This is a genomic window from Daejeonella rubra (genome assembly GCF_900103545.1).
Classification (GTDB): Bacteria; Bacteroidota; Bacteroidia; order Sphingobacteriales; family Sphingobacteriaceae; genus Daejeonella; species Daejeonella rubra.
In genome coordinates this window covers 33,768-48,922 of the sequence record NZ_FNHH01000031.1, presented here as the reverse complement: position 1 = coordinate 48,922, position 15,155 = coordinate 33,768, and the positions used below count along the sequence as shown (strand labels likewise).

16 protein-coding genes are annotated in these 15,155 nt (G+C 36.6%); 1 reads left to right on the top strand and 15 read right to left on the bottom strand.

The window, feature by feature from the left end; translation table 11 throughout:
- The first annotated feature begins 129 nt into the window (after positions 1-129).
- Positions 130-498 carry a hypothetical protein gene (locus BLR27_RS16220; RefSeq protein ID WP_090706628.1) on the top strand — a complete coding sequence of 123 codons (369 nt, stop codon included), beginning with the start codon at positions 130-132 and terminating at the stop codon, positions 496-498.
- 222 nt (positions 499-720) lie between these two features.
- Here the strand turns inward: BLR27_RS16220 and BLR27_RS16215 are convergent, their stop codons facing one another.
- The 15 genes from BLR27_RS16215 to BLR27_RS16150 all read right to left on the bottom strand — a co-directional run bounded on the left by BLR27_RS16215 (position 721) and on the right by BLR27_RS16150 (position 15,085).
- Entirely contained in the window at positions 721-1,782 is a 1,062-nt protein-coding gene (locus tag BLR27_RS16215; RefSeq protein ID WP_090706627.1) for a flavin monoamine oxidase family protein, read from the bottom strand.
- Between the two features lie 398 nt (positions 1,783-2,180).
- Positions 2,181-2,882 carry a carboxypeptidase-like regulatory domain-containing protein gene (locus BLR27_RS16210; RefSeq protein ID WP_090706625.1) on the bottom strand — a complete coding sequence of 234 codons (702 nt, stop codon included), beginning with the start codon at positions 2,880-2,882 and terminating at the stop codon, positions 2,181-2,183.
- 36 nt (positions 2,883-2,918) lie between these two features.
- Positions 2,919-3,047, bottom strand: coding sequence for a hypothetical protein (locus BLR27_RS18835; protein WP_262485661.1), 129 nt, complete (start codon positions 3,045-3,047; stop codon positions 2,919-2,921).
- 13 nt (positions 3,048-3,060) lie between these two features.
- Positions 3,061-3,624 (bottom strand): PIN domain-containing protein, encoded by a 564-nt coding sequence (locus BLR27_RS16205; RefSeq protein WP_090706623.1) that lies wholly within the window; start codon positions 3,622-3,624, stop codon positions 3,061-3,063.
- Entirely contained in the window at positions 3,614-4,069 is a 456-nt protein-coding gene (locus BLR27_RS16200; RefSeq protein WP_090706621.1) for a helix-turn-helix domain-containing protein, read from the bottom strand. The genes BLR27_RS16205 and BLR27_RS16200 overlap by 11 nt, the downstream gene beginning before the upstream one ends.
- Positions 4,070-4,174: 105 nt before the next feature.
- A complete protein-coding gene (locus BLR27_RS16195) occupies positions 4,175-4,381 on the bottom strand; it encodes a restriction endonuclease subunit S domain-containing protein (RefSeq protein WP_090706620.1) in 207 nt (68 codons plus the stop codon).
- A gap of 778 nt (positions 4,382-5,159) precedes the next feature.
- Positions 5,160-7,661: a S8 family peptidase gene (locus tag BLR27_RS16190; protein ID WP_090706618.1), complete on the bottom strand. Its 2,502-nt coding sequence runs from the start codon at positions 7,659-7,661 to the stop codon at positions 5,160-5,162.
- Positions 7,661-8,638, bottom strand: a complete 978-nt coding sequence (locus BLR27_RS16185; protein WP_090706616.1) for an AAA family ATPase — start codon at positions 8,636-8,638, stop codon at positions 7,661-7,663. The genes BLR27_RS16190 and BLR27_RS16185 overlap by 1 nt, the downstream gene beginning before the upstream one ends.
- Positions 8,639-9,082: 444 nt before the next feature.
- Positions 9,083-9,682, bottom strand: a complete 600-nt coding sequence (locus tag BLR27_RS16180) for a hypothetical protein (protein WP_090706614.1) — start codon at positions 9,680-9,682, stop codon at positions 9,083-9,085.
- Between the two features lie 200 nt (positions 9,683-9,882).
- Positions 9,883-10,353, bottom strand: a complete 471-nt coding sequence (locus tag BLR27_RS16175; RefSeq protein ID WP_090706612.1) for a JAB domain-containing protein — start codon at positions 10,351-10,353, stop codon at positions 9,883-9,885.
- Positions 10,354-10,687: 334 nt separating this feature from the next.
- Positions 10,688-11,737 (bottom strand): DUF932 domain-containing protein, encoded by a 1,050-nt coding sequence (locus BLR27_RS16170; protein WP_090706610.1) that lies wholly within the window; start codon positions 11,735-11,737, stop codon positions 10,688-10,690.
- A 200-nt stretch (positions 11,738-11,937) separates the two neighbouring features.
- Positions 11,938-12,444: a hypothetical protein gene (locus BLR27_RS16165; protein WP_245704540.1), complete on the bottom strand. Its 507-nt coding sequence runs from the start codon at positions 12,442-12,444 to the stop codon at positions 11,938-11,940.
- A 543-nt stretch (positions 12,445-12,987) separates the two neighbouring features.
- Positions 12,988-13,797 (bottom strand): hypothetical protein, encoded by an 810-nt coding sequence (locus BLR27_RS16160; protein WP_090706606.1) that lies wholly within the window; start codon positions 13,795-13,797, stop codon positions 12,988-12,990.
- 77 nt (positions 13,798-13,874) lie between these two features.
- On the bottom strand, positions 13,875-14,423 hold the full coding sequence (locus tag BLR27_RS16155) for a hypothetical protein (protein WP_090706604.1): 549 nt from the start codon (positions 14,421-14,423) through the stop codon (positions 13,875-13,877).
- Positions 14,424-14,554: 131 nt separating this feature from the next.
- Positions 14,555-15,085 carry a hypothetical protein gene (locus tag BLR27_RS16150; RefSeq protein ID WP_090706602.1) on the bottom strand — a complete coding sequence of 177 codons (531 nt, stop codon included), beginning with the start codon at positions 15,083-15,085 and terminating at the stop codon, positions 14,555-14,557.
- Between the last annotated feature and the right edge of the window lie 70 nt (positions 15,086-15,155).

Here is a 15,155-nt window from a genome sequence, read left to right as displayed (position 1 = left end):
TTCTTTATGTCCAGACAGGGCAAATTGTCAAACAGTGCTTATGTGGGGGAGTCAGTTGTTGTTTAATTAAGCAGTCGGCGGCTGAGATATGCCGCCGCATTTTTTTTCTCACTAATAATCACATAAGTCATGAAACTTATTCAAAAATATCTTCAGCCCGGTCATTATGCATTAAGCATGGAGTTTACCGGCATCGTAGTCAGTGTACTAATTTTTATCACTATTCCTTATGCTATCAGGATGATAGATATAAGCGCAGCCCCGATCGATCCCGGGATCTATAGTGCGATCATCCTGGCAATTTCGGCCATCCTGATTTTCAAAGCAGGAACCTGGTGGATCATTAAGGTTATCTGGCCCGTGTTTGCTGAATACTCCGTCAGGCACTTTGAGTATAACTTCAAATCGCTGCAAAGCATTCAAAAGGTATTAATCTATCTTGGATTCTATTTATCTGTTTTTTACGCATTTGTCATTGTTCTGGCAGCTCTTATTTGAGCTTTAAGAACCATAAATAAGCTCAAATAAGACAATCATGGAAACAAGTCATAACAATCCGGACACATTAATCATGGTAATGATGAAACTATCGATTTTCTTTTTGCTCTGCCTTGCAATCCTCAATGCTCCGCATGTAAAAGGGCAAACGATTCCTGGTCAGGAGCCAATGATTAAGTTCAACAATCTTAATAAGTATGAAATGTTAATTCGGTCAGGTACTCAGACCGCTTTAGCCGGAGCCAATTCCAGGGCTTTGTTCCTGGCTGAAACGACTGCACCCTCCATATAGCCACCGTGAGAAATGGAAGTTTCTGTTCCGCAGAAATGCAGTTTGCCATTCATGTAAGCTTTAAGCAAGTCAGGATGACCATTATTCTGGTGTGGATGCGTGATCATCTGATTTCCAGCGCTTATGAATCTATCTGTCCAAATCTTGTCCTGGTAATCTGTTGCAGGCAGGGCTTCCTCTCCAAAAAGAGTGACAAGCTGCTTAATAACCAGTTCTCTTCGTACCTGTTGATCGTAAATTCCTGCACTTCCATTTAGGAAGCCGGTGAAACCGAACTTCTCCTCTTCAAAGTTAGTATGGTCGTACATCTCAACGATCAATCCTGCATGACTGTATAACATTCCCGAGTATCCTTTATTTCTCCAGAAGGGAACTTTGTACTCAACGACAAACTTTATTGCACCCATCATCCATGTTTGAACGCCAGGTAAAAGTTCTTGAAAGGCTTTAGGTAATGAAGGTGAATAACTAATTGTTGAAGCAAGTTGTGGCGGTATGCAGAACACAACTTTGTCAGCTTTAAATTGACTACCAGTATCAGTAAGGACGGACAGTTTATCACCAGACTCAATAACACTAATGACGGAATGGTTTAAAATTATCTTGCTGTTAGAAACCTCTTTAGCTAAAGTATCAATAATTGCCTGACTACCTCCAACGATTCGGTAAGATGGCTGCTCAGATTCCGGAACGTAGAATTGTTGACTAGGCTCGAAAGATTTAGTCTGAAATAAGGATATACCACCAGAGAACTGAGGATATTTACGCAAATTCAATTCCCCGAGTAAGGTGATTAACTCAGAATGCATATCTGAAAGCCAGGTAGCTCCAAGTTCTAAAGGTGTGTCCAGTTTACCTTTAACGGTGTGAATCCTTCCACCAAGTCTATCAGAGGCTTCGATAATAGTTATATCGGCTACAGAATTTTTTAAATAATACGCGAGAGTTAAACCACTAAGGCCAGCTCCGACAATAATGATACTTTGGGTCATTCGGCAAAGATAAAAGGACTGCTGATAGTGAATGTCAATGACGTGTCAGTTATGGATTCAGGCGAATAGGCGACCTGTATGTTCCCGAAACAGCGTCTACTACGAAAATATAACGGATTACTGATGCAGTTGATTAGTCACCTGCACACCTGAATTTAAGCAGGATTATTTCACCCTGTTTTGAAAGTGGAGCTGAGAACACTATTATTTGCGAATTTTAGACTAAAGGGCTAAAAAGCTAAAATTCCTTCATTTATCAGAAACACTTTGAAACACAAAACCCCTCAGAATTAATCTGAAGGGTTTTCTTTTGTGGGAGACAAGGGTTAGAACCTTGACTTTCCCGACCATAGGTCGGGATGCTCTGTACCAGCTGTGCTAATCTCACTTTTTTTAAATTAATCTTTTTGCTTCTTAAGGGGAGTAACTATTACTTCCCCAATTGAAAACTTACTTTCAACCATTATTGCTACAAGTTCTTCATTTAAGGGCAAATCCTTTTCATTAATAGCAACTTCTTTGGTTTCATAACCAATAAAAAGAATTTGTAATGTCACTTTCCTTTTTAGAAGCTCCTCCGGGATGGACAATTGGAATTTACCATTTATATCCGTTACAGCCTTAATTTTTGTCCCTTTAATAAGGATATGTACCCCATATAAAGGAATTTTAGTATGATCCATTACCAGTCCGCGGACCACGTTTTTCATACTATCAGTGAGGGAATTTTGAAGGTGGTTTGATCTAATGCTATTTATTTTTGAAAAAAATTGTCTTTTAATATCTGTTCCAAACGAGAATGAAGTTCCTGTCATACTCAGCAAGAAAATACCCGACAATATTTTGTAAAATCTTGAACTTATTCTCTTTGGCCTAGCAATTTCTATTGTCCGATTAATTTGTACATCAGTTAACAGGCCGCAAATTTTTTCAGTGTTCCCGCTTAGAATTTGAATTACCTGTGTGTCAGTTAATCCGGTAAAATCTACCACGTTCGTTGAGCATTTAGAACAATACTTACCGTTATCACTCTGAATCATTGAATCCCATTCTTTTTTACACGGATTGTTAATGTGTATTTTGTAGTATTCTCCTTTCATAGCTGAATCATCACTAGGCACCTTAAATATAATCTTTTAAATCTTCAATTTGATCTGCGGTAGTCCATTCAGATAGACCTTCGTACCAAACACCCTTTCTTCTGCCACTTTCATCTTTTTGTAGATGGATGACCATTCAGTTTGAAGAAACTTAAAGTTGCTCATCTATAATTCTATTTCATAAAAGTGCATGAAAATAATTTGCAGTATCGAACAATTCTACTTTTCTTAAGCTTTCTAACACTTCAAATTCATCCATATTTGGGTTTTTTCTATTTAACACCATTTCTTTGAATGCTTTGATGGCGATATCTTGATTTAAATCTATGATGTCTGTTAAAAAATCGTCTGCACTCTTAGCTTTTATACCAAATGAATTTAAATATTCCTCAGGGAAATCTTTAAGATTATTAGTCACGATTACATCGGCATTAGATTTTATGGCTGCTGCTACAACATGTCTATCGTTTTCATCAGGCAAAGTTAGATTCGCTATCAAACTTTCATAATTAGCAACTAATGCATCTGGGAAAGCACTATTTGCTCTTTGCACTCTTTTTTCTGCCTCTTCATTTGTTATCCCTTTCCGAATCATCACCTCTTTCCATTCATTAAAGATGGTATTACTCCATTTAGGTGTATACAATTCGTAATAGGCAAACCAAAACAACAAGTCGCGAATGACAATTGGATATATGACATTTGTATCTAAAACAGCTTTAAATTTTACACTATGAATCATATAAACCTAATTCTTCGTCTTGGTTCATTATATCTATTATATGCTTTTTCTGCTCTTCTTTCATTTTTTGTTTGTACTTTATAATATCTTCAAACATAATTCTACGATGTTTACCTACTTTTACAAATTCCATTTCGCCTTCCTCTAATAGTTTTACTAAATGAGGGCGTGAACATCCCAAAATTTCAGCTGCTTTTTGCGTGGTAACTTCTGTAGCAACTGGCACGATTGAAATTGGCTTTCCTTCACTCATGGCTTTTAGAATATCTCCTAAGAGTTGCAATGCACGAGAAGGAATTACAATTTTATCTTGTGTTTCTTCAATTTCTATTTCCGTTTCTGTTTCTTTGATATGCGTTAAAGCAGCAACCAAAGCTGCATAGGACTTTATGGCAACTTTTTGCTCTACTTTTGAAGGTTTATTGATGCGATCTAATGTTTCCATAATCTTTTGGTTTTAAAGTACAAATATACAAAATAATCAAAACAATCGAAACAATCGAAACAATCGAAACGATTTTGCAAAAACATTATTTTTATATCTGGCTTTTTACCCCAAACCTCCTTTAAAGGCCTTTTGCATCAGGCTGTTAAACAAACTCTCTGATTTCTCTAAACTTTTTTGTGCAATGGCCTTTTGTTCTTCTACTTGTTTCACTCGCTCTGCAAATTGGTTCTGTAAGTCAAGTGGCGGACAAAAAAGTTTATATGATTTCAAATCTGTAAAATTCAATCCCTCTGTCCGTAGAGTTTCCATCGATTACCAAAATTAATTTTCCAGTACAACATTCATTAGCTGTAGTACAGTTTATGACATCCACTAGTAAGGTTATTCAATAAGCTCCAGCTTTAGCTGGAGCTAAGATTTTGCTCGCTTTCGGGCTTTAGCCCAACATTCAGCAAGATATGAGGAAAATTACATGGGGCTTTAGCCCGATAGTTGGAATCTATCAACTGTCTGGAGAGTTTCCATTGATTAAAAAATTGATATTTTAGCGCAACATTCATTAGCTGTTGTACAGTTTAAGCGCAGCGTCTCTCCGGATTATGCAATGAAAAAGAGTCTTCAGACTCGATTACAGATTTCCGAAAATCAAGACGAATAATTAAATTATCCTGTAAATAAATTGGATTTTAACTCGATTTCTGTTTTTAGAATAAGTGATATGTACAAACAACATTTTCCTTAAAACAAAAAACCCCTCAGAACTGAATCTGAAGGGCTTTCTTCCGTGGGAGATACTGGCTCCGAACCTATTTCTATAATTAACTACAAATCAATAACTTACAAAGAAAGTCAATACCCAGGTAGTTACTTAGGTAACCAAACCTATTGACCTATACAAATATACTTATTTTTAACCTTAAAAGAGGTATTGCAGACTTAGAGTGAAAATAAATTAAAGGAGAGAGTTAGGTGTGGCAGGAGCCGAACACTATGCTCTAAGTATCTTTTTATCAGTTATTTACCGTAACGATCCAAACTTGGGTCACCTATTGGTTCTCATCCTGTTTGGTGAAACAAATATAAGATTTTAAACTTCCTGGGGAATAGATATTTTGTTTTCTATTAAAATACTTACAGGTTCATAAATATCAATATTTTGGACCTCTGTTTCGATAGAAATAACTAAACTATAACGAACGATCGAATCATACATGTTTTTATTCTTGCGTGTTCTATACCAACCATTCTTAGGATATATTGCAAGTAAGTTTCTTCTGGCTAATTCGACACCTGACACGGTTATAAAGTCTTTTTTAACGGAACCTTTGCTCCTTATTCTTTCTTTTAGTGTCCAATCTTCAGATTTTAAATCTGGTTTTTCGTCTGTGTTTTCTTCACTACCAACAGCTGAAGCTGAAATTCGCCTTTTGAAATCATCAATATCTTCAAGTGGTTTAATTAATTTAAAGTCCAACTCATGTGAATGATATCGGAAGCTATTTGCATACTGCCTATTTCCAGGATTTGGATCTATATAGTAAGATAGCGTTACTTTTAATGTAACGTCTTTATCGCCTATTTCATCTCTGAGAACATCTGAAGGCCACGGCAAAGCAAGAAAATGATATTCATTATATCTAATGGCTGAACCTTCCTTTCTGTAGGGCTTAATGGTGTTTTGGGCAATTATAGTTAATGAATTCTTCGCGCTGTACAAAGCCTTTTCTAATACAGGTACACCATATCCAACAGACCGTAGCAGAGCACGACGATCATCTTGTGAATTTAAATTTCTCGATCTTACCATTTCTTGAGTCCAATCGGCAGAATGAATCATTAATGCTCTGACGGTCTCTGGCCAATAATTTGGATAAGCTAGTTTAATTTGTGCAGCCATGTTTGCAGCTAATGCTACTGCAGCACTTGTATCGCCAAAAGTCTGAAAAATCTTTACTCTAAAATCACTATGGGTGGTGAGTAATCTTAATGTGTCGGCATGTGAACAATCATCTGCAATATTTCCACCTTCCATCACAATGTCCGGTTTATTAGGCCATTGTGGTTCCCAAGTCGCAGAGGTTGAATTAGAGGGGGCAAAGGCCCCGTTAGAGGCTAATGGCTTTAGATCACCAATAATTTTATCTTTTCGAGTATAACTACCTACAGTTATTACATTATAGGCCTGACCAGGGTCATGAATAGATTCGTAATAGTTTTTATCTGGATACTCGGAAGAATTTTCAATGTTTACATTTCCGCCACTCACTAATAGTAGTTGAGGTTGAGAAGGATATAAAAAATTCCCAAATGAGATTTTATCAGCAGAAGCAGAACTTGAAGAAGGTCTGCCGTAGAATATAAAATGCTTATTAGTTACTGATAAACAAAATACTCTTGGGTGATTTGGACGGTCAACTATTGGTGTGCTACAGGCCAATTCGGTTATTGCACCATACAGATCTGGATCATTTGGGGAATCGGGATTAAAAATTTTATAAGATTCTAGACCATGAAAAAGCTTAATGCGATGATTGTGAGCCATAGCATCAGTTAAATCACCATATAGAGCAAGGCCAGCCATTCCAGTTCCGTGTCCGCCTGAACCATATTTCCCCCAACTTGGGTTACGAGTATAAAGATGCGTATCTGGTAATACTGGAGCGATTAGAGGATGCTTATTATACACTCCACTATCTAATAGACATATTAAAACGCTTTTATCATTAAATACCACATCAGTCCTTTCAATTAGATCCTTTAACCATGCCTCCTTATCAGTTGACATAACGTCTGGATGAGTAAGAAAGTCATTCATTTCTTGCGGCTTACGTAATTCAGCAAGATTATCTAATAGAATTAAGGACTGGGCAAGTTGAGCAGCAGTTCCCTTAACTAAACGGACAGTATGTTCGGCAAACTCCAATTTAGAAGCGCCAATTTGAACGCCAATAGTTTTAAGATTTTGAAGAACCTTTTCCTGGCCGTCGGTAGTTTTTCGAAACCAAACTTCCCACCACGTATCCTGATCGTCTAATGGGAAATCATTCTCTGGATAATCTGCCCAAAAAGCTCTTAAAGTAGCTAGTTTGATGCTTTCGATGTTTCCAATTAAATCATTTGCTTTTGGAGTAGTTGTTAAATTGCCCTTTTTATCTTTTGTGTTCTCATTCAAATAAATACTTACTTTATTAAGGAAGTGACTAATCCCTCCCTGGGTCAGCATTAATACAACAGTAGACCTAAACTTTTCTTCATTTGGATGCTTTTCTCTTCTAATATTTAGAATCTGATACTTTGGGCTTTCTGAATTATCATTTAATTGATCGAACTTTAACTCAAATCCCCAATCAGAAGAAATTTCAACGTATATAGCATCATCTCTAATGATATTTTCAGGCAGTAACACATCCTTCTCAAGATTAAATTGGTTTCGTACTGTTTCGAGCTGATGTAATATCCTATTTCCATGTGCTGCTCTATTACGAGGCTTGACAGGAAATGTAACTACTACTGTTTTAGGATATTTGTATTGTTCCGAATTGGTAAAGCCTTCAATTGATAAGTGTGGTCGGTTAAAGTTATCAGCCATTATGCTTTTCTTTTACCCAAGGAAGCGATAAGATCAGATTTATTAAGTGTTTTTGCACCCGATAAAATCATTTCTTTAATAGTTTCTTCACAGGCTCGTACAATTTCCGAATAATTCAAACCTATAGCTTCATTAGCAACTTGTGAAAAACTAATCTTTTCCTTAAATCCAAAACTTTGCAAGTTTCGTTTTAAAGTATCTTGAATTTCTTTCTTTCCTGGAAGCGGATATTCTATAATGTCATCGAACCGCCTAAATAAGGCCTTATCTAGTGACTCTGGAATATTTGTAGCAGCTATTATTATGCTATTACTTTGATCTTTTTCAATATTAATTAAAAAGCTATTTAGGACCCTTTTAACTTCTCCAACATCTTGACCTTGGTTTCGATGAGAACCAATAGAGTCGAATTCATCAAATAAGTAGACTCCTCTATGATCCGGCATAGCATCGAATATTAAACGCAATTTAGTTATAGACTCGCCCATGAATTTAGACATCAGACCATCTAACCGAATAATAAATACGGGAATTCCAAGACTGCCCGCTAACGCTTGTGCCGTCATGGTTTTACCGCAGCCAGGAGGGCCTGTTAATAATAATTTTCTGCGAGGTGTAAGATTATGCTGTCTAAGAATTTCCCATTTTTGCTGTTCAACTATTAATTTTGAAAGAGCATTATGAATATTAGATGCTAAAACCATATCATTTAGCTTGATTTTAGGTTGAAAGACATCTATTAACTCATGTAACTCCCTTTTTGGCTGAGATATAGATATGGTTTTTCCTTGGTCTAGAAAATTTAAGGAGCGACTCTTTCTTGCTTTCTCAATTAGTAATTTAAGTTCGTGAGCAAACGTCGTATGTCCTTGACGTGCTTCGGAAGCTGCAATTTGCATAGCCGATGCAAAAAATCTATCCTCGTCGCTCTCCCCGAAAGATTTTATTAAACTTTTTATTTGATCCGCTGCTGCCATATTAAGGTTGCAAATTAACGATTAAAGTGAAAAAGATTTTTTAAAACTTTATACCCTGTAATCTAGGAATTGGTTAATGTTAAAATGATATTTTGTGTATAAATAACGGCCTTGTTAAGAATTAGATTGTTTAGCCCTACTTTATGCATATTGTCACATCAAGAACATTCATCGCAACCAACAGTCGGTAACTGGAGCCAACAATTTAAAGATATACCATTTAAAAGTACCAGTTTTGTAACTTTCACCCGCTTTTAAAAAAGGTATATAAGTCAAGATAAGCGATAGTGCTAATCAGAATCATTGCCATGGCAATAATTAGCAACTAATTTACTAATAATTTTAGTAAATTGTTTCAATTGTTTTTCCTTACCTATCATCATCAGAGAGGTAAGCATATTTCAATAATTCCCCGTTCGGTAGATTTTAGAAGTCTATTCTGGACTATAAAGTCTTTTTTATAATTTGATAGCTCTTATTTATCTTTTTGAACTGCTCATATATGTCTCTCCTTTGCTGCTCAAACTGGCCTGACATACTGAGTGAAAGCGCTTCTTCCGAAACTCCCGATTTTTGAAAATCATCATACTTTGTAATTTCAGAAATAGCTGAGGCTTTCGTGATATTACCTTTTTTTATTAATTCCATACCGATGTTAGTCCAATAAACAACTCCCTTGTTGCCAGAGAAGACTGTTTCCTCTTTAATAAAGAAGTCCCCAATTGTCATTGGCTTTATTAATCCTAAGGCTTCTTTCCATGCATCTTGTACAATCTTTATTGCCGTATCGTGATCATCATGGGTTGTAGTAAGGTCAGAAATATAAGCTTTAGCTTCTTCTACTAAAGCCTGATGGTATTCGAATAATGTTTTTTGGTATTCAAGTCTACTTTTCAGTTGTTGATTCTTGAATATTTTAACCTTAGCAACGTATCTTCTGGCTTGGTTCTCTGTCATTTCCGGTTGGCCAAATAGGTGTCTCAGCGCCTCTAAGCTTTTAGAGGGGATGGTACTGGAATAATTTGACTTATTGCTTTTTTCCATTTGTAATTAACATGAAACTTTGACATTTATCCTCTGCAGATTATTGGATCATCTAATTTAATGTTTTTTTAACCTTCTTGAAATTAGTTTTTAAGGCAATACTCTATTTGAGAATTCCTCGAAGCTCTGCTTCGGGTATTATATATTAAAATATGCCGAAATTTCGTCAATGGCGTAAGCATAAAAAAGGGGTTTCCCCCTTATATTATTCCTTCATCCTCAAATGAATAATATCCTTCAGAAGTCATTATTAAATGATCCAGGACGGCTATATCCAAAAAGCTTCCGGCATTTTTTAGTTTATGTGTTAATACGATGTCTGCCTCACTTGGCTTTAAATTACCAGAAGGGTGGTTGTGCGATAAGATGATGGAACTTGCGCAAGCCTTTAATGCAGTTGAAAAAATCAGCTTCGGATCAGCTACCGTTCCAGCCATTCCACCAGATGAAACTTCATATATCCCTATTACTCGATTTGCTCTGTTCAATAGGAGAATTTTGAACTGTTCTAAAAGTTCGATCTTATCGAGATCCCAGTTATTGAACAAAATGTCATACACTTCCTTTGAAGTTGATACTTTGGGTCTTTCAGAGGCTTTAAATTTTGGCCTATAGGTCACATTGATTTCTGATACATGGTACAATGAAATCTGATCTTGAAGCTTTTCCATAATCTTTGGTTTTAAATAGTTAAAAAATTAATTATGGTGCTTCCAGGGGCAAAAGGCTTAAATAGCGCAAAAGGAAACGGAATAAATGAAGGAAATGAGCATGGGGTTGTGTTTATGCCGTAGTCTTTTGCAAGCGTTTTATAGCCTGTGCCTAAATTTGTGCTATAATTGATTGCTTAACTCTCTTTGACACTGACCGCCTTTAGGTTCCTGTATTCCATCATCTTCTTAAATGAGTAGCCCCCGATTTTCCGAACGGAAAATCGGGGGCTACTGGCGAATTTTAAGAAATGCGAGCTATAGCCCGCACTCCTTTTAAATTTCAAACAAATTCTTAATTTTCCATTTTCTCAAATTCAGTACAAAGGCGAAAAGCATTTTGTGATTTGTTAAAGCCAGTACCAAAAAGAATAGATTTTGCTTTAGCTTCCTCGTTTTTATAGTCTTTCACATTTTGAAAATATCCGGTGATGGCATTGTATGCTCCAAAAAGTGTCCCTTTGGTGGTTGCGGTCTGTTGCGTTTGGTTACCAAATGCGTACTCGCATACGCTGCCGCATATATTATTAAAATAACTGGAATGTTCATCTTCCCTGCCATTCAGAACATTTTGTAAAATTTCCTTAGATGGTGCCATAGCCTGTTGAACCAGTTTCAAAACTTCTTTGTCTGTAATGCGGACTTTTGCCCAGCGGTTAAAAATTCCGTTTAGTTCATCCGAAAGCGTATTTGAAATGCCCATAACCTTATGCGCTTCTTTCAATTTATCGGGTGCGCTTTGGGTATGACGGATTTTAATACAATTGCTCATATTACCTAAAGCAGCATTCAGCGTATTGTTACATACTATCCGTACAGGGGTAAACGCTGCCGTAATGCTGCCATAGCCATCATGCGAAGTGGTCAGGAAAAGATATTTTTCAATCAGATCATCAGAACCCACACGAATATACCCCGGAAGTTTCGCAGTAATAAAAATCTTCTCTCCTTTTCCCAATGCTCCTGCGGTTTCGTAAAGAATGCCTTCTTTACCGCCTACAATTGCATCAAAAAAAGAAAACGCATCCCCGTTTTGTATCACTTCATATTCTTTACCAACTACCCCTAAAATTTGCTCGTTATCGGTGCGGATAGTTGCAAAAAAATCGGGAACATCGATTTCTGGAATTACAAGTTCCGTTTCCTTGTTTGCCCTATAGTTTTCAGAATCATACGTAAACAAAGGGCGTTTCTCCACGGTATAATCTAAGCCTGCAAATTGTATGGCTTCTGCGCTGGTCGGGTAGCTTTCTACAATCTGCCCTAATCCGTGCCATGCTTTTTCTTTTACGCTGAAAAAACTATGCTTTCCGGTATTTTCGTTAAAATTCAGGTTGTGTGCCATGCTGTTATTTTTTAGTTACTGTAAGTGCTTAAAAAATCATTGAATTCCATATTAAAAACCTGTGGGTTTTCTTTGGCTAATTGTTCGGCGTAACCTTCCCAAAATAATTGGTCTGTTACTTCTATAAAAACTTCAATCATTGTAGCTCCTGTTAAAATGAATAAATAAAATCCCCCAATTATTGAGGGGGATTTTTTTAGTTAGGCATTCGGAAAAATGATATTTGCTTCGATTTCAGTTAGTTTTTCCTGACAGGCATCGTAGATAAATTGAGAAACCAATTTGATCAGCCCTGCGGTATTGGTTACAAACTTTCTGTTTTTATCATCAGAGATGATCAACTGGCAGCCCTGAAAATGATTGCTTTCCAGTTCGTCGCTATCTTCCATTTGCGCAATTTCAAAGGTTTCAAGCTGTTTAATACGATCAAGCAGGTTGATCCGCTGAAGGCTTTTGCGGTGTAAGCCTTCCACCACTTTTAAAGTACTTTCTAGATTCAAAGCTGGCTTAAAGGGTTTTACTTCTTCTTTTGCTTGTTCTTCCTGTGGTTTTTCCTGTCCGTTTTCGGCTTTTACAGGGGCTTCAACGGCTTTCGGCTTTTCTTCTAAAGCTTTGATTTCTGCTTTAACGTTGGTGTGAGCTGCGCCGTTTCCATTAGTGGAATCAACGATTTTCTCATTTTCTTTTTTTGCTTCTGTTCCTTGCACATTCGGGCGGTTTTTTTGTGTAGTACTCATGATACATGAATTAAGTGAATAAATTATTTATTTATCAAATCCCTTCGGCATACGCCTCATTTGGCTTTTGATAGAGGCAAAATATTTGTGCGCAGGGCTGGCAGACAAGGATTTGAGGCAAAAAAATACTACCCGCAGGGTGGAGATTTATTTGTCTAAACCCGAAGGGCATGGCCTTTTCTGCCGAAGAGGTATAAATTTGCCTTAGCAAAAGCCAAAAGAAATCTTCATCAATAGCGCATTAGAGAAGCTTATATCAAATAATCATCTTAACCTGCTTTATTAAAGGTGTTTTTATAGGGGAAAGGGCTGGAATGAAGCGGAGCGGAATGAAGCTTTTTCCGCGGATATCTTACAGTCTTTGCGGTAAACTGTATTCCGGAAATTACCGGAACGTGCACCCGGAGGGCGGTTAGCTTTTCGAGGAAGGAGAAGGGCTGACCGGTTTAGTTGCAAAGACTGCACATTAAAACCTTGCTGCTCTAAACAGATATTTTCAAAGATAAAAATCCTCTAAATATGTCCAGCAACCGTGATTATCTTAAAGTCAGGAGTAGTTGGAAGAAGCATAGGCCTATCTGCTTCAGGATGATCCAGACCCAAGACAAATCCAAAAGAATGATTCTCACCTATGCTATCTTTAAAAGCATCAAGTTGAGCTTTATCAAATTTTAAATTAGGTATTGTTATGTGAAAGTCTTCTACTGCATCAATGAAGCTGATAGTTAGCATCTTTCCGACTTCTATTTTTAAGTATGTAGATTTTATTGAAACTAGGTCGATTAAGTTATTATATGCGGTTATACCTTGTCTTTTTTCAAAAACTAATATTACCATTTCTGGTTCATCCGGTTTAGTACTCGGCCAGAATTCGATTCTTATAGCTTTTGAAAAAGATTTAACAATATCATCTTCTAAGGAGATAGATTGCATATTATCATCAATTGGGATAATTTCAGGATTGTATATATATTCTCGGCCTTTTTTATTTTTAGTTTTGCGCCAAATACCATTGGATATAAAGGTTTGGATGCCTTGGCCTAACCAAGTTACAGGTGGATAACTTTCAGATGTTTTTGTAGAATCAAAACGAATTCCATATTCTGAATCTGAAAAATTAAGGGTGAAAGTGTGACGGCCTGTTGTCTCATTTTTTGTTACAATAAATTCGTATGGATAAACATTTAGGTATTCCTCAACGAACTTATTGCCTTGTTTCAAATCTTGGAAAATTAATATAACCAAGATCGCATCATCATCATTGATTTTAACAATCACAATATCTTTCCATAAAAATTTTGATAAGGCTGCTTTATTCAACATAGCTTCTAATAAGTAGCATAAACATAAAGAAATAAAGCCAGATCTGAAGATATAGAGGATGAGAATAGCCTTTACCCTTATTTCTCAGGAAATTCCAATCCAGAATTTTCTTCCAACCGCCACCCATCATCATAAAGCGAAAAATAAGCTTTACGAGTATTTTTTTCATTAAGCTTTAACGTTGATAGCGGAGAAAACGGCGTAATATCTTTAAAAGAAGTCTTATATTCAACAACAGCCCGTTTCTCACCATCCAGCATTTGAATGCCTGAAATTTCTTCTAATACTTCCTCCGCAATTTTTACACGCTGTACCTTACTCTTTTTGTCTTCATTGCTTACAGGCAATAAGTATGGCTTAGCTTTATCGGTAAAGGAAATCAAAGGGCTACCAATATCCACTAGTTTTTGTGTACGTTGAACCTTTAAAAGTCCTTCCTTTTCTAATCCGGAATCAAGTATCCTTTTAGCATCCTGGGGATCAGCTGTATAGATTTCTTCATCAAGAACTTTAGGATATGCCTTTTTATCTTGAAGTAGCTTTAGAGCTGTTTGCCTGTCTAATTTATCAGATGAGCAGGCTGCAAAAAGAACAACAGCCATAAATAAATTCATAATCTTCTTCATAATAACGGCTTTAAGAGAAATTGAGGCAGGATTACTATAAGTTAATTTAACGTATTTAACACTACTGTGTTATGAGTGGAAAATAAATCAGGAAAAAAGAAGCCCGCAAAAGCGGGCCATCTTTTAAAGGACTATACGGATAGTTTCCGCTTTCTTGATTGCTTTTGCTTCGGCTGACTATCATCTGCATCATTTTTCTGCTCCTGCTTTTTAGCAGGTTTCTGGCCTTCTCTTTCCCCCGGACCTTCATTTACTTTAAAATCCTGAATATTCTGCCTCCTGACCATCTGCATTTTCTGGTCATAAACATTAATATTCTTAAACTGTGGGACAGCTTCTATGTAGTACTTGGCTTCTTTCTCATCTTGCTTTACGGTAACCTGCTGTACATTACCTTTTTCAAGGGAGCTAAGCAGTTGTTTTTTCTGCTCCGGGTCACTAAGCTCTTTGATCGGAAAGTTAGCAAGTGTTTTTTCCAGGTTAAAACCGTATTGATCGCTGAACTGCTTTATCTTATAATTGACGTGCTGGTCACTATTTTCGAAATCCAGCTTTAACCAGACATTATACTTTTCTCCCTCTTTATTAACCATCTCCTTAAATACCGAACGCCCTTCAAGCAGGTTAAATGCGTTTTGGTTGACAAGTCTTAGCCTAATCAAGCAAACGTAGGTCTATCAGATCAGACTTCGGAAAAAGTCACTCGATCAGTTTTACTTATCAGTTGGCCAG

Bases quoted from the DNA above. Each gene is read 5' to 3' on its own strand.
- BLR27_RS16220 (WP_090706628.1), top strand. From the start codon at position 130: ATGAAACTTATTCAAAAATATCTTCAGCCCGGTCATTATGCATTAAGC.
- BLR27_RS16215 (WP_090706627.1), bottom strand. From the start codon at position 1,782: ATGACCCAAAGTATCATTATTGTCGGAGCTGGCCTTAGTGGTTTAACT.
- BLR27_RS16210 (WP_090706625.1), bottom strand. From the start codon at position 2,882: ATGAAAGGAGAATACTACAAAATACACATTAACAATCCGTGTAAAAAA.
- BLR27_RS18835 (WP_262485661.1), bottom strand. From the start codon at position 3,047: ATGAGCAACTTTAAGTTTCTTCAAACTGAATGGTCATCCATCTACAAA.
- BLR27_RS16205 (WP_090706623.1), bottom strand. From the start codon at position 3,624: ATGATTCATAGTGTAAAATTTAAAGCTGTTTTAGATACAAATGTCATA.
- BLR27_RS16200 (WP_090706621.1), bottom strand. From the start codon at position 4,069: ATGGAAACATTAGATCGCATCAATAAACCTTCAAAAGTAGAGCAAAAA.
- BLR27_RS16195 (WP_090706620.1), bottom strand. From the start codon at position 4,381: ATGGAAACTCTACGGACAGAGGGATTGAATTTTACAGATTTGAAATCA.
- BLR27_RS16190 (WP_090706618.1), bottom strand. From the start codon at position 7,661: ATGGCTGATAACTTTAACCGACCACACTTATCAATTGAAGGCTTTACC.
- BLR27_RS16185 (WP_090706616.1), bottom strand. From the start codon at position 8,638: ATGGCAGCAGCGGATCAAATAAAAAGTTTAATAAAATCTTTCGGGGAG.
- BLR27_RS16180 (WP_090706614.1), bottom strand. From the start codon at position 9,682: ATGGAAAAAAGCAATAAGTCAAATTATTCCAGTACCATCCCCTCTAAA.
- BLR27_RS16175 (WP_090706612.1), bottom strand. From the start codon at position 10,353: ATGGAAAAGCTTCAAGATCAGATTTCATTGTACCATGTATCAGAAATC.
- BLR27_RS16170 (WP_090706610.1), bottom strand. From the start codon at position 11,737: ATGGCACACAACCTGAATTTTAACGAAAATACCGGAAAGCATAGTTTT.
- BLR27_RS16160 (WP_090706606.1), bottom strand. From the start codon at position 13,797: ATGTTGAATAAAGCAGCCTTATCAAAATTTTTATGGAAAGATATTGTG.
- BLR27_RS16155 (WP_090706604.1), bottom strand. From the start codon at position 14,423: ATGAAGAAGATTATGAATTTATTTATGGCTGTTGTTCTTTTTGCAGCC.